20 protein-coding genes and 1 pseudogene are annotated in these 16,852 nt (G+C 73.4%); 9 read left to right on the top strand and 12 right to left on the bottom strand.

Annotation, left to right across the window (positions count from 1 at the left end):
• Window positions 1-42: 42 nt before the first annotated feature.
• Window positions 43-933, bottom strand: coding sequence for an ABC transporter ATP-binding protein (locus AB0H12_RS33125; protein WP_499628339.1), 891 nt, complete (start codon window positions 931-933; stop codon window positions 43-45).
• Window positions 934-1,279: 346 nt separating this feature from the next.
• Between AB0H12_RS33125 and AB0H12_RS33120 the strand changes: the two genes are divergently transcribed.
• On the top strand, window positions 1,280-2,119 hold the full coding sequence (locus AB0H12_RS33120) for a phytanoyl-CoA dioxygenase family protein (protein ID WP_499628338.1): 840 nt from the start codon (window positions 1,280-1,282) through the stop codon (window positions 2,117-2,119).
• 10 nt (window positions 2,120-2,129) lie between these two features.
• Here the strand turns inward: AB0H12_RS33120 and AB0H12_RS33115 are convergent, their stop codons facing one another.
• Window positions 2,130-2,663: a D-glycero-alpha-D-manno-heptose-1,7-bisphosphate 7-phosphatase gene (locus AB0H12_RS33115; RefSeq protein WP_499628336.1), complete on the bottom strand. Its 534-nt coding sequence runs from the start codon at window positions 2,661-2,663 to the stop codon at window positions 2,130-2,132.
• A gap of 78 nt (window positions 2,664-2,741) precedes the next feature.
• On the opposite strand from AB0H12_RS33115, the pseudogene AB0H12_RS33110 reads away from it, so the two are divergent.
• From AB0H12_RS33110 to AB0H12_RS33095, 4 genes and pseudogenes are all read left to right on the top strand, one after another.
• Window positions 2,742-3,329 (top strand): annotated as a pseudogene (locus AB0H12_RS33110) (D-sedoheptulose-7-phosphate isomerase); the annotation flags it as partial.
• Window positions 3,321-4,763, top strand: a complete 1,443-nt coding sequence (gene rfaE2, locus AB0H12_RS33105; protein WP_499628364.1) for a D-glycero-beta-D-manno-heptose 1-phosphate adenylyltransferase — start codon at window positions 3,321-3,323, stop codon at window positions 4,761-4,763. The pseudogene AB0H12_RS33110 and the gene rfaE2, both read left to right, overlap by 9 nt.
• Complete coding sequence (locus AB0H12_RS33100; RefSeq protein ID WP_499628335.1) at window positions 4,760-5,101, top strand: hypothetical protein; 342 nt, start codon at window positions 4,760-4,762, stop codon at window positions 5,099-5,101. The genes rfaE2 and AB0H12_RS33100 overlap by 4 nt, the downstream gene beginning before the upstream one ends.
• Window positions 5,070-5,987, top strand: a complete 918-nt coding sequence (locus AB0H12_RS33095; RefSeq protein WP_499628334.1) for an aldo/keto reductase — start codon at window positions 5,070-5,072, stop codon at window positions 5,985-5,987. Before AB0H12_RS33100 ends, AB0H12_RS33095 begins: the two co-directional genes overlap by 32 nt.
• Here AB0H12_RS33095 and AB0H12_RS33090 read toward each other — a convergent pair.
• From AB0H12_RS33090 to sigC, 5 genes are all read right to left on the bottom strand, one after another.
• Window positions 5,904-7,424, bottom strand: coding sequence for a pyridoxal phosphate-dependent decarboxylase family protein (locus tag AB0H12_RS33090; RefSeq protein ID WP_499628332.1), 1,521 nt, complete (start codon window positions 7,422-7,424; stop codon window positions 5,904-5,906). The genes AB0H12_RS33095 and AB0H12_RS33090 overlap by 84 nt on opposite strands.
• Before the next feature lie 35 nt (window positions 7,425-7,459).
• On the bottom strand, window positions 7,460-8,041 hold the full coding sequence (locus tag AB0H12_RS33085) for a DUF6875 domain-containing protein (protein ID WP_499628331.1): 582 nt from the start codon (window positions 8,039-8,041) through the stop codon (window positions 7,460-7,462).
• Window positions 8,038-8,580 (bottom strand): EF-hand domain-containing protein, encoded by a 543-nt coding sequence (locus AB0H12_RS33080; protein WP_499628330.1) that lies wholly within the window; start codon window positions 8,578-8,580, stop codon window positions 8,038-8,040. Before AB0H12_RS33080 ends, AB0H12_RS33085 begins: the two co-directional genes overlap by 4 nt.
• 755 nt (window positions 8,581-9,335) lie before the next feature.
• Entirely contained in the window at window positions 9,336-9,569 is a 234-nt protein-coding gene (locus tag AB0H12_RS33075; protein WP_499628329.1) for a hypothetical protein, read from the bottom strand.
• 185 nt (window positions 9,570-9,754) lie between these two features.
• Window positions 9,755-10,309 (bottom strand): RNA polymerase sigma factor SigC, encoded by a 555-nt coding sequence (sigC, locus tag AB0H12_RS33070; protein WP_499628363.1) that lies wholly within the window; start codon window positions 10,307-10,309, stop codon window positions 9,755-9,757.
• A 60-nt stretch (window positions 10,310-10,369) separates the two neighbouring features.
• Here sigC and AB0H12_RS33065 point away from each other — a divergent pair, with 60 nt between their 5' ends.
• The 3 genes from AB0H12_RS33065 (at window position 10,370) to AB0H12_RS33055 (ending at window position 13,042) form a co-directional block, all read left to right on the top strand.
• Window positions 10,370-11,095, top strand: coding sequence for a zf-HC2 domain-containing protein (locus tag AB0H12_RS33065; protein WP_499628328.1), 726 nt, complete (start codon window positions 10,370-10,372; stop codon window positions 11,093-11,095).
• Between the two features lie 172 nt (window positions 11,096-11,267).
• Window positions 11,268-12,272: a GlxA family transcriptional regulator gene (locus AB0H12_RS33060; RefSeq protein ID WP_499628327.1), complete on the top strand. Its 1,005-nt coding sequence runs from the start codon at window positions 11,268-11,270 to the stop codon at window positions 12,270-12,272.
• On the top strand, window positions 12,269-13,042 hold the full coding sequence (locus AB0H12_RS33055) for a DJ-1/PfpI family protein (RefSeq protein WP_499628326.1): 774 nt from the start codon (window positions 12,269-12,271) through the stop codon (window positions 13,040-13,042). Before AB0H12_RS33060 ends, AB0H12_RS33055 begins: the two co-directional genes overlap by 4 nt.
• An 18-nt stretch (window positions 13,043-13,060) precedes the next feature.
• On the opposite strand, the gene AB0H12_RS33050 is transcribed toward AB0H12_RS33055, so the two are convergent.
• A complete protein-coding gene (locus AB0H12_RS33050) occupies window positions 13,061-14,263 on the bottom strand; it encodes an ATP-grasp domain-containing protein (protein ID WP_499628324.1) in 1,203 nt (400 codons plus the stop codon).
• The gene (locus tag AB0H12_RS33045; protein ID WP_499628323.1) at window positions 14,260-14,571 is read right to left on the bottom strand and encodes a hypothetical protein; all 312 of its coding nucleotides are present in this window, start codon (window positions 14,569-14,571) and stop codon (window positions 14,260-14,262) included. The genes AB0H12_RS33050 and AB0H12_RS33045 overlap by 4 nt, the downstream gene beginning before the upstream one ends.
• Between AB0H12_RS33045 and AB0H12_RS33040 the strand changes: the two genes are divergently transcribed.
• The gene (locus tag AB0H12_RS33040) at window positions 14,570-14,749 is read left to right on the top strand and encodes a hypothetical protein (RefSeq protein WP_499628322.1); all 180 of its coding nucleotides are present in this window, start codon (window positions 14,570-14,572) and stop codon (window positions 14,747-14,749) included. The two genes, AB0H12_RS33045 and AB0H12_RS33040, sit on opposite strands and share 2 nt — an antisense overlap.
• Here the strand turns inward: AB0H12_RS33040 and AB0H12_RS33035 are convergent.
• The 3 genes from AB0H12_RS33035 to AB0H12_RS33025 all read right to left on the bottom strand — a co-directional run bounded on the left by AB0H12_RS33035 (window position 14,727) and on the right by AB0H12_RS33025 (window position 16,524).
• Window positions 14,727-14,894: a hypothetical protein gene (locus AB0H12_RS33035; protein ID WP_499628321.1), complete on the bottom strand. Its 168-nt coding sequence runs from the start codon at window positions 14,892-14,894 to the stop codon at window positions 14,727-14,729. The two genes, AB0H12_RS33040 and AB0H12_RS33035, sit on opposite strands and share 23 nt — an antisense overlap.
• Complete coding sequence (locus tag AB0H12_RS33030; RefSeq protein ID WP_499628320.1) at window positions 14,891-15,421, bottom strand: class I SAM-dependent methyltransferase; 531 nt, start codon at window positions 15,419-15,421, stop codon at window positions 14,891-14,893. The genes AB0H12_RS33035 and AB0H12_RS33030 overlap by 4 nt, the downstream gene beginning before the upstream one ends.
• Window positions 15,422-15,624: 203 nt before the next feature.
• Window positions 15,625-16,524: a (2Fe-2S)-binding protein gene (locus AB0H12_RS33025; RefSeq protein WP_499628319.1), complete on the bottom strand. Its 900-nt coding sequence runs from the start codon at window positions 16,522-16,524 to the stop codon at window positions 15,625-15,627.
• Between the last annotated feature and the right edge of the window lie 328 nt (window positions 16,525-16,852).

The raw sequence follows: 16,852 nt of genomic DNA, 5'->3' as shown, positions 1-16,852 counted from the left end.
GGAGCAGCCGCCACGGGCTCCCGGTTCGAAAGCCGCCCGCCGTCACGACGCGCGCCGGTCCGCCGCGACCAGCTCCGACGTCCCCTGGTACACATCGCGCATCAGCTCTTCGAGGCTGCGCTTGCGGAACGAGCAGTCGGCGACCGGCGCGGACGCGGTGAGCGCCCTGAGCACCCGCTCCGGCTCGGCGTCGCCGGCCAGTCGGTAGCGAGCCTCGGCACCGCTCTGCTCGACCAGGAGGCAACCGGGCAGCACGGGAGCGCGGGTGGGGCGGGCGAAGACCACGCAGAGGTCGCGCGTCGCGCCGGTGCGCCGCTCGAGCTCCTCGACGTCGCCGTCGAAGACCAGTCTGCCGCCGTTGATCAACAGCAGTCGCCGGCACAACCGCTGGACGTCGCCCATGTCGTGGGTGGTGAGCACCACGGTCCGGCCCAGCTCTCGCACGACGTGGTTCAGGAAGCCGCGCACCTGCTCCTTGACCACCACGTCCATGCCGATGGTCGGCTCGTCGAGGAAGACGATCGGCGGCGCGTGCAGCAGCGCCGCGGCGAGGTCGGAGCGCACCCGCTGGCCCAGCGACAGGTGGCGCGCCGGGGTGTCCCAGAACGTCGACAGCGCGAGCAGGTCGTCGAACTCGGCGAGCCTGCGCCGGAAGACCTCCCCGGGGATGCGGTGGATGTCGTGCAGCACGTCGAACGAGTCGCGAACCGGCAGGTCCCACCACAGCTGGGTGCGCTGCCCGAACACGACCCCGATGCCCGCGGCGTGGCGGATGCGGTCGCGGTGCGGGACCCGGCCGTTGACCACCAGCGACCCGGAGCTCGGCACGAGGATCCCGGTCATCATCTTGATGAGCGTCGACTTGCCCGCGCCGTTCGGGCCGAGCAGACCGACCAGCTCGCCGCGCTCGATGGCGAAGCTGACCCGGTCCACGGCCGTCCGCTCCTCCCGGCGCGGACGCACGAGCGAACGCAAAGCCCCGGCGATACCGGGATCCCGCCGCACCACGCGATAGGCGCGGGTGAGGTTTCGAGCCTCGACGACGGGATCGGAACTGCGTGCGGGGATCGGGCTCACTGCGAACTCCAGTGGATCGGCGTTGCGCGGGACGATCGACGTGGGTCCATCACCGGGATCCGTGTCTACCGCACGCGCGGCGCCTCGGTCACGTCGCACGGAGACGGACCGGGTCGAACATTGCCCTGATCGGCGACCCGGCAATAGCGTCGTGACGCGGCCGCATCTTCGACGTCATCCGCACAACCCCCGGAGAGCAGGAATGGAGCACTACACCGCGGTTCCGCCGACTCCGACCACCGACCTGGGCACGGCGAGCAGCGACCTGGCCGAGTCCGGGTACTGCGTGATCACCGATGTGCTCGGGCGCGCCGAGCTCGCTGCGCTGCGCGCCGGCTTCGCCGAGGTCGAGGCGAGGGACCGGGCGGCAGGCAACCCGTGGTACTCACGGGGCAACTACCGCATCACCTCGCTGTTGAACCACGGCCCCGAGTTCGTCGCCCTGGCCGAACACCCCACCGCACTCGCCCTCACGGAGCAGCTGCTCGGACCGCACCACCTGCTGTCGAGCATCACCGCGCACGTGACCCTGCCCGGGAACACGGCCCAGTCGGTGCACGCCGACCAGCAGTACATCCCCGAGCCGTGGCCGTACGCGATGGGCACCCAGGCCTGCTGGCTCCTCGACGACTTCACCGAGGCCAACGGCGGCACCGTGGTCCTGCCCGGCAGCCACCTGACGGGCCGGGCGCCCACCAAGGAGGAGGTCGCCGCCGCGACCACCGTCTCGGTCAGCGCGGCGGCCGGCAGCCTGCTCGTCCTCGACGGCCGGGTGTGGCACCGAGCCGGGGTGAACACCACGCCCGACACGATCCGCCGCGGCATCTTCGCCCACTACTGCTCGCCGTTCATCCGACAGCAGGAGAACTTCTTCCGCTCCCTGCGCCCGGAGGTCCGCAGTGGACTGTCGCCGACCATGCGCCGGTTGCTGGGCTACGACATCTGGGAAGGGCTCGGCGGGGTCGACGGGCTGCCGGTGGAGTGGATGGGCACGGGTCGACGGACCGGGCCGACGAACGCGGACGGCCTGTTCGACACCTGAACCCCGGCCGTCACCGGCGACCGACGAGCCCGGCCACGACGGCGCGGAGGTCGGGCCCGCCGGGTCGGACGAGCAGCCCGGTGGCGCCGGCCGCCTCGGCCGCCTCGACGTCGGAGGCGCGGTCTCCCACCACCACCGCACGGGCCGGGTCCACCCCGAGCTCGGCGGCGGCGCCCTCGATGAGCCCGGGTGCGGGTTTGCGGCACCGGCACCCTTCGGCGGGCGCGTGCGGGCACACGGCCCAGACGTCGAACGGTCCGAGCAGCCGCTCGATGCGATCGGCGACGGCGAGGACCGCGCGCCGGTCGAGCAGGCCGCGCCCGACGCCGGACTGGTTGGTGACCACGCCCAGCGCCACGCCCTCGGCGCGCAACGCGTCCACGGCCCACCTGGCGCCGGGAACGGGGAAGACGAGGTCCGGATCGCCGTTGTACGGCACGTCGTGCACCAGGGTCCCGTCGCGGTCGAACAGCACCGCTCCCGGCAACCCGCCGCCGGCCGGTCGGAGGGGGCGAGCGCCACGGGAACCGCGGATCAGCCACATGCGATCTCCCTCGCGTCACGGCAGGGCCCGCCGCGGTTGTTCCGGTTCAGCGCAGTCGCAGATGTGGAGGTTACTGGTATGGGCACCGACGAACACCACGACGACGCCGGGTTCGCCACGGGGCACATCGATCGTCTGGTCGAGGCCGCCTCGCGGCTGGACACCGACCGGATCCGGGGGTGGGGCCGGGCGCTCGCCGCACTGCTGTCCACCGGTGGACGCGTCCTGGTGGCGGGCAACGGCGGTTCCGCCGCGGAGGCGCAGCACCTGACCGCCGAACTGGTCGGCCGCTACCAGCACGAGCGGCGCGCGTTGCCCGCCATCGCCCTGCACGCCGACACGTCCACCGTGACCGCGGTCAGCAACGACTACGGCTACGAGGAGGTCTTCGCCAGGCAGGTCCGCGCCCACGGCCGAGAGGGCGACGTGCTGCTGTGCCTGTCGACCTCCGGTCGCAGCGCGAACCTGCTGCGCGCGGCCGAGGCGGCGGCGGAGATCGGGATGACGACGTGGGCGCTGACCGGACGTGCGCCGAACCCGCTGGCGGAGCTGTGCGACGACGCCGTGCCGGTCGACACCGATGCGGTCGCCACCGTGCAGGAGTGCCACCTGGTCGGCATCCACGTGCTCTGCGCGTCGCTCGACGCCGCGCTCGGTGTGCGGGCCCCGGCGCCACCCGCGCCCGCGGGGCGGCGCCGGCTGGTGGTCGTGGGCGACGCACTCCTGGACCGCGACCTGATCGGCGCGGTGAGCCGGATGTCGCCGGAAGCGCCGGTACCGGTGGTCGACTCGATCACCACCACGACCCGACCGGGTGGCGCCGCCCTGGCCGCGGTGCTCGCCGCCAGGGCGGGCGACGACGTGGTCCTGGTGACCGCGCTGGCCGACGACCTGGACGGCACCCGGCTGCGCGAGTCGCTGAGCGCCGAGGGCGTCGAGGTCATCGACCTCGGCCTGCGTGGCCGCACCCCGGTGAAAGCGCGGGTCCGCTCCGGCGGACGCACGATGCTGATGCTGGACGAGGCCGATCGGAACCCCGGCGCAGTCGGCGCCCCACCGGCCGACCTGGCGCGGACGCTGCGGGACGCCTCGGCGATCCTGGTGTCGGACTACGGACGTGGTGTGGCCGGCGTGCCCGCCGTCCGCCGGGCGATCGCCGAGGTGGCCAGGTCCGTGCCGACCGTGTGGGACCCCCACCGCGCGGGTGCGCCTCCGGTGGCCGGGACGTGCCTGGTGACGCCGAACCGCACGGAGGCCGCGGTCCTGTCCGCCAACCCGAACCCCGGTGCGAGGACGACCGGGCTGGACGAGGACACGGCGAACGGGCGGGCGTTGCTCGAAGCCTGGGGCGTGCCCCGGATCGTGGTGACGCGTGGTGCTCAGGGTGCGCTGTTGGTGGAGAACACCGACCGGGCCCCACTGGTGATCACCGCGGAACCGGCCACGGGCGAGGACACCGTCGGCGCCGGGGACCAGTTCGCCGCCGCTGTGGCCGGTGGTCTCGCGCGCGGGGAACTGCCCTCGGTGGCCGTGCCGAAGGCGGTGGCCGTGGCGACCGCCTTCGTCGCCGCGGGTGGCGCGTCGGCACTCGCGGAGCGCGCGGTCGCACCCGCTCACGAGCCGGAGGCCCCCATCGCCATGGCCGAGCGCGTGCGGGCGAGCGGCGGGCGCGTCGTGGCGACGGGCGGGTGCTTCGACATCCTGCACGTCGGGCACGTGTCGATGCTCGCCGAGGCGCGCAGGCTCGGCGACTGCCTCATCGTGTGCCTCAACGGTGACGCCTCGGTCGCGCGGCTCAAGGGATCGAACAGGCCGATCGTCCCCGCGTCCGAGCGGGCCGCGATGCTGAGCGCGCTGCGCAGCGTCGACGCCGTTCTCGTCTTCGACGAGGACACCCCGGAGCAGGCCCTGGACCGACTGAGGCCGGACGTCTTCGTCAAAGGCGGCGACTACGCCATCCACGAACTGCCGGAGGCGGCGGTGGTGGAGCGCCACGGCGGTCAGGTCGTCACCGTCCCGTACGTGACCGGGCGCTCGACCACGTCGCTCATCCGCAGCGCGGCCGGCACGGACCCGAACCCGTCGCTGGAGACGCGATGACGTCCGACATCCTCCCCACCCGGGTCCGCTCGGCCCTGGCCGGACTGGACCGCACGCCCGTCGGCCGCCACGTCGAGGAGGTGCTGCGCCTGCACGCGGAGCTGTCGGAGCTGCGGGCGGACCGGGGCACGATCGCCGAGGTCGTCCGGGCGAGCCTGGAGACCGCCGCGTGCGGGCTGGTAGCGCTGGTGCACGACGCCGGCCACGCCCGCGAGGAGGTTCTTCGGGAGGCGCTCGGGATGGCCAGGGCGGCGGTGGTGGCCGCCGGGATGGCCGTGGTGGAAGCCGACGACGAGAGGAGACGAGGTGACGGCGACGCGCAACCCCCCACCAGGTGAAGCCGCCTCGGCGGGGCCCGTGGTGTCGAGAATCGCGTTGGGCGGCCGATTCGGGGAGGAGGACGCCGGGCTCTCGCGGGCGCGGCTGGACCGGTTCGCCGAGCGCGGCGGGCGCTGGGTCGACACCGCGCACAGCTACGCGGACGGGCGGTCCGAGCGGACGATCGGTTCCTGGCTGCGCGCCAACCCCGGCGTGCTGACCTTGGAGACCAAGATCGGGCACCCGGACGACGACGGCCATCTCGACCTCGGCGCCGCCCGGCTGACCGCGGAGCTGGACGAGTCCCGGCGGCGGCTCGGGCTGGAGTGCGTGGACGTGGTGCTGCTGCACCGCGATGACCCCACCCGCCCGGTCGCCGAGTTGGCCGAGGTGCTCGCGAGCTTCGTGGCTCGGGGCGCGTGCGAGCGGGTCGGGGTCTCGAACTGGTCGGCTCCCCGCCTGGCCGAGCTGATCCCCGTCCTGCGGACGCACGGCTGTGACCCGGTCGTCAGCTACCAGTGCAGCCTGGCCGAGCCCGTCCGTCCACTGTGGCCGGAGACCAGGAGCGTGGCCGACGTGCGCGACGTCCTGGCCGAACACACCCCCTGGCTCATCGCGTGGGCGGCACAGGCACGTGGCTACTTCGCGGGTCGTCCTGAGCCCGTGTCGGCGGACGCCACCGACCCGTTCGCCACCGACGTCAACGCGGAGCGGCGGGAGCGCTGCCGACAGCTGGGCGGGGAGCACGGGCTGCCACCGGAGACGATCGCCCTGGCCTGGCTGCTGAACACCACCTCGGCGACGGCGGTCGTCGGTGCGCGCTCACTGGCCGAAGTGGACGCTTCCCTCGACGCCGCGGACGTCTCTCTCGACCCGGAGACCTGCGCTTGGTTGGCCGACGGCTGACCCGGGCCGCGGGGCCTCCGTGCCGGGGTCGGCGGCGAGCAGGTCGGCGGCGACGTCCGTGATCTTCCGCCACGCCAGGTCGAGGTGGGCGGAGGTGGTGGCGGTGCCACCGGTGGCCAGGCGCAGGGTGCGGCGCCCGTGGACGTCGGTGTGGCTCAGGAGCAGTTCGCCGGAGGTGGTGAGGCGGCGCAGCAGTTCGGCGTTGGTGGCGTCGTCGGCGCGCAGCCGGAAGCACACCAGTCCGAACGGATGGGGTGCGACGACCTCGAACCGCTGGTCTGCGCGGACTTCCCCGACGAAGGACTGGGCGAGGGCGATGCCGTGGCGGATGTGGGCGCGCAGCCCTTCGGCGCCGTACCAGCGCAGCACGAACCACAGTTTCAGCGCCCGTGAGCGGTGCCCGAGCGGGATCTGCCGGTCGCGCAGGTCCACGGCGGCGGGGTGGAGGGCGGTGCTCCCGCTCAGGTAGGCGGGTGTGGTGGTCATGGCCGCAGTGAGGGCCCGCCGGTCGGTGACCCACATGGCGCCGCAGTCCAGGCCGGTGAGCAGCCACTTGTGCGGGTTGACGCAGTAGCTGTCCGCCAGCTCCACGCCGTGGTGGATCCACCGCATCTCGGGGCAGATCGCCGCGACACCGGCGTAGGCGGCGTCGACGTGCAGCCAGATGCCGTGCTCCCGGCACAGCTCGCCGATCTCGGCCAGCGGGTCGACGGCGGTGGTGGACGTGGTGCCGACGGTGGCCGCGACCATGACCGGCACGTTCCCGGCGGCGATGTCGGCCTCGACCAGTGCGCGCAGGTGATCCACCCGCATCGCCAGCGCTTGCTGGTCGACGTCGACCAGTCGGAGCCGGTCCTCGCCCAGGCCGGCGACGCGCACGGCCTTGGCGATGGAGCAGTTGCCCTCGGTGGAGGTGTAGACCGTGTACCGGGTGCCCGCGCCGCGGCGTCGCCAGCCTTCGCCGCCGCGTCGCCACAGGGCCGCGGTCAGCGCCACGAGAACGCCGGCGGACGCGGTGTCCTGGAGCACGCCGTTGCCGCGGAAGGCGGCGGGCAGGCCCAACAGATCGGCCAGCCAGTCGCACACCACCCCCTCCAGCTCGGTCAGCGCCGGATTGGCCGACCACAGCATCGCCTGCGGGTTGAGCCCGGCGGTGAGCAGTTCGCCCAGCACCGACGGGCCGGAGTTGGTCATGGGGAAGTGGCCGAGGAACATCGGGTGCTGCCAGTGCGCCAGGCCCGGTGTGATGAGCCGGTGGACGTCGGCGAGCAGGTGCTCGAACGGTTCGCCGTGCTCAGGTGCGCGTGCCGGCAGCGACGCCGCGACCTGTCCCGGCGCCACGTCCGGCGTGACGGGGCGCTGGTCGAGGTCGGTCCAGTAGCGGGCCAGCCAGTCGACGACCGCGTAGCCGTGGTGGCGGAACTCCTCGGCGCTCATGTGGCAGGGCGGTCCTGGCCCGTCGGGTGGTGGCATCAGGTGTGGGCTCCGTGGGGGAACAGGGCGCGGTAGGCGGTCAGGTGCTCGGTGTCGTCGGCCAGGAACGGCAGGTCGGAGCGGACCATGCGGCGCACCGCCAGCAACGGGACCGGTGCGTACAACGGGCGGAACGCCGGGTTGCGGATGCCACCGGCCGCCGGCGGGCCGTCGTGGAACTGGCCGATCATCAACCCGACGCGGACGAACGCGGTCTTCGAGATCCGCTGTGCCTCGTCCACGGCCCAGGCGACATCGCCTGGACCGAGCGCGGGGAACAGGACCAGCAATGCCTGGTGGAGGTCGGCGGGATCGGTCCGCGCGGTGAACCAGTCCCGGTAGCGGTCCATGAGACCGACCACCTCGCCGGTGTGGACCGGTCGACCGGTGACCACGGCCACCGACAGCGCCTGCGCGGCCAAGGCGTGGGGGACGTAGGGGCACACCGGTCCCGAACGACCCAATCGCGGGTGGGTGCGGCACAAGTAGTTCCGCACCCACCGGTCGACCGCGACGGACACCCCGTTCTGCCCACTCCACGGCACGGGCGTGGCGAACACCGTCGAGTGAACCGCTCTCACGCTTGGTCGAACACGTGACCGGCGTCGTCGGCGGTGTAGAACGCCACGGCGCTGGCCAGCACCTCGTCCACGCTGACCCGGCCGTCGCCGTCGGTGTCGATCCGCGCCGCCTGCTCCGCCGCACCCGGCATGGTGGCGCCCATGGCCCGCAGCACCCGCGTCCACTCGCCGAGGTCGACCACACCGTCGCCGTCGACGTCCGCGACGTCCGCGACGGCCTCCGCCCACGGCCGTGCGATCAGCTCGAACCCCTCCGGGTTGTGGCGCAGGCGCACCTGGGCGGCGTCCACGAACTCCGACTCGGTGATCCCGCCGTCCCCGTCGGTGTCCGCGACCTCCAGCAGACCGGAGAAGAAGGTCCGCGCGCCGTCGAGCAACCGCATCCCCTCGGGCGACTCGGGGTCCCGTCCGCACGAGACGGTGATCGCCCGCGCCATCGCCTCGAAGTCGGTGACGTCGACGACCCCGTCCCGGTCGCGGTCGAAGGTGGCGAAGCGGGCCGCCATCTTGGCGGAGTAGGCGCTCTGCGTGGTGGTCACGGACAACATCTCCTCGAAGTCGAACCGGCCGGGGTGCTTCGATCGACGCCCGGTGCCCCATGCTCACCGCAGCCCGCACCTCACCACCCGCCTCCAACCGTGCTTGTACTCGATCAGGTGAAGTGAAATCACCCCATGGGTCGCCTGGTTGTCGTCAGTGATGTCGAACCGCGCATCGGCGGCTGTGAACGCAATCGGACGGGGGTGTTCGACCCGCCTTCGAGTCGACCTCGTCGAGCGCGCGGCGAACGCCGAAACGGTCCGATGACAACCATCCGGCGCCGCCACCGAACCTGCCCGACGTCCCGCTCCTCCTGGAATCGTGGCGTAGCTGTTCCGCCGCCGACTCATCCCCCTGACCGGCATGCCGATCTTCGCCGGCCGTCGCCACGACGACACCGCTCGCCTCACCCGGGCACCGTGGTCGGATGCGGGGCGGTGACCGTTCCGGCCGGTGCCGGCGAACCGGGGCGGCGGACGCGACGGTCCGCTCAGCCGCGACGGCTTCTGGTACGACCGCACCGGCGGCCACGTGGACGTGCACCCGTCGGTGGTCATCCGCTACGGCGAAGTCGACGTCGGGTGCTGCGGTCCGCCCGGACTGCGACCGCCGCCTTCGCCCGCGCGGGGTGACCACCTGGTCGTCGGCGGGGCGATCCCGCTGCTGGGCCGGAGCCTGCCGACGTGGCCGCGCCCGGACCGACGCCGTCGCCGGATCGGCGGGCCGACCCGCAGCGCGAGGAGGACCGTGGCGGTCAGTCGCCGTGTTCGCCGTCGTCGCGGTGATCGGTGCCCTGGATCGGTGACGAGGGCTGGTCGTGGATCGGCCCGACCGCGGAGCCGAGCGTCCACGCCGTGGCCGCCACCAGCACCAGAACGGCCCCGTACAGGCCGAGCTTCGCCAAGGGGGACAACCGCGCCACCCGGTCGCCGACGTCGCCCATGCCGATCACCAGGCCACATCCCGCGACCAAGGCCACTGCGAGCACCCCGGCGACGATCGCCATCACGAGCGGCCCACCGGACGGACTCCGACCACGCGGAGAAGGCAGCGGCTGCGTGCAGGGCCGGTGCCGTGGTGGATCAACGACCAGTACCCCGTCGGCGCGCGGCAGTTCTTCCGAGAAGGTGATCGGGGGACGCCTCGACGTCCAGGAGTCGCCGGCACGTGTGCTCAGCCGACTTCGGTGGCTTCGTCGCCGGCCGCGCGCAGCAGGTCCTCGCGGGCACGGGCGACGCGGGAGCGGATGGTGCCGATCGGGCAGCCGGCGATCTCGGCGGCCTCGGCGTAGGGCAGGCCCAGCACCTGGGTGAGCACCAGGGCCTCGCGGCGGTCGGGGGCCAGTGCGTCGAGCAGCACGTTGAGCTCCACCGCGTCCTCGAAGCCGCTGTGGGCCGCCTTGCGGTCGGCTTCCCGGGCCCAGTCCGCACCCGGCGACAGGCGGGGGCGGGACTGCGCCACGCGGATGTGGTCGACGACCACGCGGCGGGCGATGACCAGGAGCCAGGTGCGGGCAGACGAGCGGCCGGCGAAGCGGCGCAGGCTGGGCAGGGCGCGGGCGTAGGTCTCCTGCGCGAGGTCGTCGGCGAGCCCGACATCGGACAGGTGGGCGACGAAGCGCCACACGTCGCGCTGGGTGGCGCGGACGAAGCGCTCCAGGGCGTCGCGGTCGCCGGAACGCGCATCGAGCGCCCAGCGCGTCACCTCGTCGTCGGATGCTTTCACGATTCCGGATCGTATCCACCCGATGTCGGGAACTCGTGAGCCGAATGGAGCGACAATTGGTGTGTGGACTGCCAAACCTGCCGTGAAGCGCTCTCGGCCCGCCTGGACGGCGAGGCCGAGCCCGTAGCCGCCGCCGAGACGGACGCGCATCTGGCACAGTGCACCGCCTGCACCAGCTGGCAGGCGAGCGCACAGGCGCTGACCAGGACCATCCGCGTCCGGCCTGTCGGGCCGGAACCGGACCTGGTCGACGCCGTGCTGGCCGCCGCCCCACCCCGTCACACCGCCCTGACCCCGCGCCTCGCCCTCGCCGCGGTCGCCATCGTCCAACTGTGGCTCGGTCTCGACCAGCTGCTCGCCGGGGCCACCGGCGGGCATCCCGGGCACGGGATCTCCACGCACCTGTTCAACGAGGGCGCGGCGTGGAACCTCGCGCTGGGCATCGGCCTGCTGGTGGCCGCCGTGAACGCGCACCGGGCCTCCGGGCTGCTGCCCACCCTGGGCGGGTTCGTCGCCGTGCTGGTCGCGTTCTCCGTCAACGACCTGCTCGCCGGCACCGCGACCGCCACCCGGGTGGTCTCGCACCTGCCCCTGCTCGCCGGTCTGCTCCTGCTCTACCTCGTCGCCCGCGCCCACCGGGGGCAGCCGACGCGGGGGACCCCCGCCAAGCACGATCACGACCACAGCGACCGCGACGACTCCGACGGAGACGACGTCGCGCCGCAGCCGGGCGGACGTCGCGGACGAACGCGCCACCTCCGACCCACCGCCCACCGCCGAGCCGCCTGATGCCACAGACACGCCGGGATGGTCCTGACCCACCGTCCTGGCGTCACGCATCGACCGACGACGGGCGAAGCCACGGCGCACCACAGCGAACCTTCCGGAGTCCGATGTCCAGAGGTCGCCTCGACCCCGCTGTCGTTCCCGGCACCGCTCGGACGGCCCGGTGATGAGACCGGTGGACGATCGGCTGCGCGTCCTCGTCGTGGCCTACGACGACGCGCAGATCCTCGACATCGCCTGCCCCGCCGGGGCTCTCGACATCGCCAACCGCTACGGCGCGAGCCCGCCCTACGACGTGGAGTTGGGCACGCTCGGCCGTCGGGCGGCCCGCAGCTCGGGCGGCATCACGCTGGGCGCCGGGCGCGGGCTGGAAGCGGTGACCGGACGACTGGACACGCTGCTCGTCGTGGGTGGCGTCGGGTCGGAGCGGGCGGCGGCGGACGAGCGGCTGGTGGCGCAGGTGCGGCGGTTGGCCGCGCGCAGCAGGCGGGTCGCGTCGGTGTGCACCGGCACGGACGTGCTGGCCGCCGCCGGGTTGCTCGACGACCGCCGGGTCACCACGCACTGGGGCTACGGCGACCGGCTCGCCGCTCGGCACCCGGCGGTCGCGGTGGACGTCGGGCCGCTCTACATCCGTGACGGCAACGTCTACACCTCCGCCGGCGTGACCAGCGCCCTCGACCTGACGTTGTCGCTCATCGAGGACGACCACGGGTCGACACTGGCCCGCGCCGTGGCCCGCGAGCTGGTCACCTACCTGCACCGGCCCGCCGACCAGGCGCAGATCAGCACGTTCCTGGCCGCCCCGCCGCCGGGCGACCGGCTGGTCCGGGACCTCACCGGCTACATCGCGAGCCACCTGGCCGACGACCTGACGCCCGCGGCGCTGGCGGCTCGCGCGGGCGTGAGCACACGGCACCTGACCCGTCTGTTCGCCACCCACCTCGGCACGACCCCGGCCCGGGCCGTGCGGTCCGCGCGCGCCGAGGCGGCGGTGCACCTGGTGCGCTCCAGCGGGCTGGCGCTGGACGCGGTCGCCCGCCGCTGCGGGTTCGGGTCGGCGCAGACGCTGCGGCAGGCGCTGCTGGACCACTACGGCGCGAGCGCGGACACGATCCGCAAGATGCCGGACATGCCGCGGGCACAGGTCACCGCCGGCGGCGACACTCCGGTGCCATGACGCGAAAGACGACACGCAGGGCACTGCTCCGGGCGGGCGCCGCCACCGCCGCGCTGGCCGCCACCGCGCACGCCCCGACCGCGCAGGCCGACGCCTCGCCGGCCGGGCGTCCACCCGGCGCGGGGCCGAGGATCGGGATCCTGCTCTACGACGGCTTCAGCCTGTTGGACCCCGCCGGCCCGGCCGAGGTCCTGGCCCGGTTGCCCGGCGCCACGGTGACCATGGTCGCCGAGCGGCGCGGGCCGGTGCGCACCGACACCGGGGACGTGGCGCTCGTGGCCGACCGGTCGGTCGCCGAGGTGGACGACCTGGACGTCGTCCTCGTCCCGGGCGCGGGCGAGCGGGGCACGGTCGGGGCCATGGGCAACCAGGCGCTCCTGGACTGGATCCGCCGGGTCCACCGGCGCAGCCGTTGGACCACGTCGGTGTGCACCGGCTCGCTCGTCCTCGCCGCGGCCGGGTTGCTGGACGGCCGTGAGGCCACCACGTACTGGGCCTCGGCCGACTACCTGAGCACCGCGTTCGACGTGACCTACCGGCCCGAGCGCTACGTGCGCTCCGGCAAGATCATCACGGCGGCCGGTGTCTCGGCGGGCATCGACATGGCGCTGTACCTGGCGTCGCTGATGACGGGGGAGAGGACGGCGCGGGCGATCCAGCTGGCCGCGGAGTACGACCCGCGACCTCCGTTCGACTCGGGCAACGCCGCGCACGCCGACGCGGAGCTCAAGTCGTTGGCCCTGCGGCTGCTCGCCGAGTCCCAGGTGTGATCCCAGGACAGGCGACCGTCACACCGCCGCGTCGACGCGTTCGCCCCGGACCACCGGGATGATGCCGCCCGCGGCGGCTTGGGCGCGGTGCAGGGCGAGTTCGGCGGTGGGGCCCTCGGCGAGGACGATGCCGGTGCCGGAGCGCTGGTCGGTCAGGTGCTCCAGCACGTCGCCAGGGCTCGCGGTCGGGTACCACTCGGGATTCCCGGGCAGGTGGGGCAGCCGGTCGAGACCGGTCCAGCCTTCCAGCACGCCGGCTTCGCGCGGGTAGACGACCACGAATCCGGTCGCGGTGCCCCCACCCGCCGCGCCGTCGAGCAGGTCGGGTCGCCGGTCGAGGGCGATCTGGACCATCGAGTCGTAGGCGTTGACGCCCAAGGCCCGGCACAGCGCCTCGCCGACGAGGGCGCCGCCGATGCGGGCGTTGATCTCGACGACCTCGGGACCGGTGGCGGTGAGCACGAACTCGGTGTGCGCGAAGCCGCGCTCGTGCCCTGCGGCTCGCAGCACCCGGCTGATCCAGTCGGCCAGCGCGGCGTGGGCGGAGTCCGGGAAGGCGACCGGGAACCCGGAGGCCTCCTCCCGGCGCAGCGGTTCGGGGGACATGACCCGGCTGAGCAAGCCCAGCAGTCGGGTCTCGCCCTGCCAGGTGACGGTTTCGGCGCTGTAGAGGGGGCCCTCGAAGTAGGGTTCCGCGATCAGTCGGCCTTTGAGCGGGGTGACGGCCGCTTGCCCGAGGGCGGCGTCGCGTTCGGCGGGGGAGCGCGCCAGCCACACCGCGCGGGACGACGTGCCTGCGGAGTCCTTGAGCACCAAAGGGAACGCCTCGGCGGTGTTCGGGTCGAGCGGGCCGCTGCGACTCAGGCCGTGCTCGTGGAGCTTGGCCCGGACGGCGGCCTTGTCCCGCAGCACGCGCACCGCGTCGGGGACGGGACCGGGCAAGCCCAGACGTGCGGCCAGGTCCGCGCCGGGCAGCGCCCAGGTGTCGGTGGAGCTGATCAGCCCGGCCAGGTCGGGAACGCCTCTCAGCGCCCGCTCGCACGCCACCACGTCGGTGGTGTCGACGTCCACCACACGAACCCGGTCGCCGCAGCGGGACAGCTCGTGCGCGTAGATCGAGCGGTCACCGGTGAGCAGGACCAGGTCGTGACCCTCGGCGCGGGCCGCGTCGGCGAGGCGGCCGAGGCCGAAGGTGAGGGCTTCCAGCAGCACGATGGTCACGGCACGGGGTCCTTCCTGCGTTCCTGAACACGTTCCTGGGCGGGGACGGCCGGTCCGTGCGGGCGTCGTGCCCAGTCGATCGCGGCCCACGGCGGGGTCAGCTCGTCGAGCGAGCCGATCTCGACGGGGTCGAGCAGCGCGGGGTCGACGGCTTCGCGGTGGCGGGTGAAGACGCGCTCGGTGTAGCGGTGGCCGGTGTCCGCGCCGATGACGACGTGCGTGCGCAGCGGATCGCGCGCGGCCTCCCACTTAGCCGCCAGGTGGGCCGCGCCGGTGGACAGGCCGGCGAAGACGGCGTGCTCGCGCATGAGGCCGATGGTGGCGGCCATGGTGGCGAAGGCGGAGTTGCGCGTCGCCACCGGCTCCCTGCTGCGCCGCTTCCCGGACCTGCGCCTCGCGGTCGGCGTGGAGGAGCTGTCCTGGCGGCGCGGCCGGATGGCGCGCGGCCTGGACCAGCTCCCCGTCACCTGGTCTTCCGCATCCTGACGGCGAGGAAGAACGGCGTCTGCCGCGTCTTGAGGAACCGCCGCTCGTCGATGCGGCGGGCTTCCTCGGTGGCCTGCGGTTCGACGACGCGCTCCACCGTGAACCCGGCGTCGAGGAGCTCGTTCAGGAACGTCTGGAGCGTCATGCGGCGATAGCTGACGGTGAACCCGTCACCCACGCTCGACGTGACGCGCTCCTCGTCGAAGTAGGACCCGCCGTGCCACGTCCAGTCGGCGGTCGGGTGAGTCGTGGACACCAGCAGGACACCGCCCGTCGGTGCACTTCGGCGAGCAGCTGCCGGCGGGCCTCGACGTGGTGGTGCACCAGGGCCATCACCACGACGTCGGACGAGTCGTCGGCGAGGAACGCCAGCGGTTCTTCCAGGTCGTGGTGGTGCAACGTCACCGCCGGGTCGTCCCTGATGCGCTCGCGCGCGTGACCGAGCATCGTCTCACCGCCTTCGACCCCGACGACCTCGCCCGCTCCCCGCGCGCGCAACTCGGCGATGTAGTGCCCTGCGCCGCAGCCCACGTCGAGGACGCTCAACCCCGAGACGTCGCCTGCCAAGGCGAGCACTGCCGGCCGGTCGGTGTGGGCGTTGTAGGGGCTGTCGGTCGCACGGTGGGCGAAATGATCACCAAGAGGACCCTCGTGAGCGGTGTGGACGCGCATCGGCCCATGATGCCGACACATCTCGCGCAGGCGGCCTGGACGCAGCCGAGGCGGGCGCCCACCCGCGAGCCCGCCGCAGGGATCACCGGGATGCGGCGGTGTCGGGTCGCCACCAGCAGCCCGCATCGTCATGCGGCACGGGTTCGCCCGCCGGTGGCTTCGTACAGGGCCTTCGCGGCGTGGTCGGCCTCGTCGGTGAACAGTCACATCTCGCGATGTGGAGCAACCCGTGATCCTCGGCAGCCAACCGGTGGACACGCACCCCGGCATCCTCCGCCGAGAGCCGGCCCGCCCGCCCGGTGCTCGACGCGGCACCTGTCACGTGTGGTTCCCCCTCTGCCTGGTGACAGCGGGCACGCGCGGCACGTGTGGCCGGTGGGCGCGCGGTAGAACAGGCAGCAGCTGCGGCGGGTGCCGTCGGGGGACAGCGCGTCGCGCAGCGTCGGTGCGGTCAGCAGGCGGTCGCCGAGGTCGCCGAGGTCCGCGGGCAGCGACCGCAGGGCGCTGCGCAGGGCTGCCGCGGCGTTGCCCCACAGCAGACCGTCGGCGACCCTGGCGACGGAGCGCAACCCGGTGTGGAACGGCTTCATGTGCTCCTCGACGACAGCGCGCAGGAGCAGCGGGGTCGGGTCGCCGGTGGTGGTCCAGCCGCCCGGCTCGGGCAGGGACAGCCGCACGGAGGCGTCCTCGCCGATGCGGTACCGCAACCGGTCCAGGTCGGGGACGACACCGCCGCCGGCCAGCGCGCCGAGGGCGACCGACCACAGCCCGGCCGCCACCAGGAACTGCAGGGTCGAGGCGGCCACGCGCGCCTCGGTCATCCCGAAGTGCGCACCGACCTGCCGCACGGCGTCGGTCAAGGCGTCCGGATCGTCGTGCAACGAGCGAAGCAGCTCGCCGGTGCGATCCTCGTCGACGGTGAAGTACGGGCTGGTCGCCGCCGTCGAGGCCAGAGCGGCGGCGACCTCAGCCGGGTCGGCGCGCCGGATCGCGCGCGGCCCGGCCGACAGCGCCTTCCTGGACGCGGCGTCGCGAAGGTCGGTCCGTTCCGCGTCGGCGAGCCGGGCCCCGGCCGGTCGGGGTGACGGGTGATCGCGGCACAAGGACTCCGGCAGTCGTGTCGTCGGCGAACTCGTCGGAGGTCGCGTCGAGACAGGCGCTCGGTTCGTCGTGCGGCAACAACATCGTTGGCCTCCAAGTGCCTCCGGGAGTGGGTGGTGACGTGGACCGGCGGCGCGTGCGGTGCGGTGGAAACCGGGTTCCTCGTCCCGGTCCCCACCGCTGTCCTGCAATCGGGCTCAACGTGGAAGGGCCCTTGCACAAGTGGTCGTGCACGACCCGACACCGGTTCCCGTGATGAGACGGCTGTTTCACGCGCGAGGCCCGGCCGCGCCACATTGCCAAGAGCTGGTTCTTGCTAGAGAGTGGCAA

This window comes from Actinosynnema sp. NPDC023794, from assembly GCF_040639675.1.
Taxonomy (GTDB): domain Bacteria; phylum Actinomycetota; class Actinomycetes; order Mycobacteriales; family Pseudonocardiaceae; genus Actinosynnema; species Actinosynnema luteola.
This window is presented reverse-complemented; position numbering and strand designations above follow the sequence as displayed.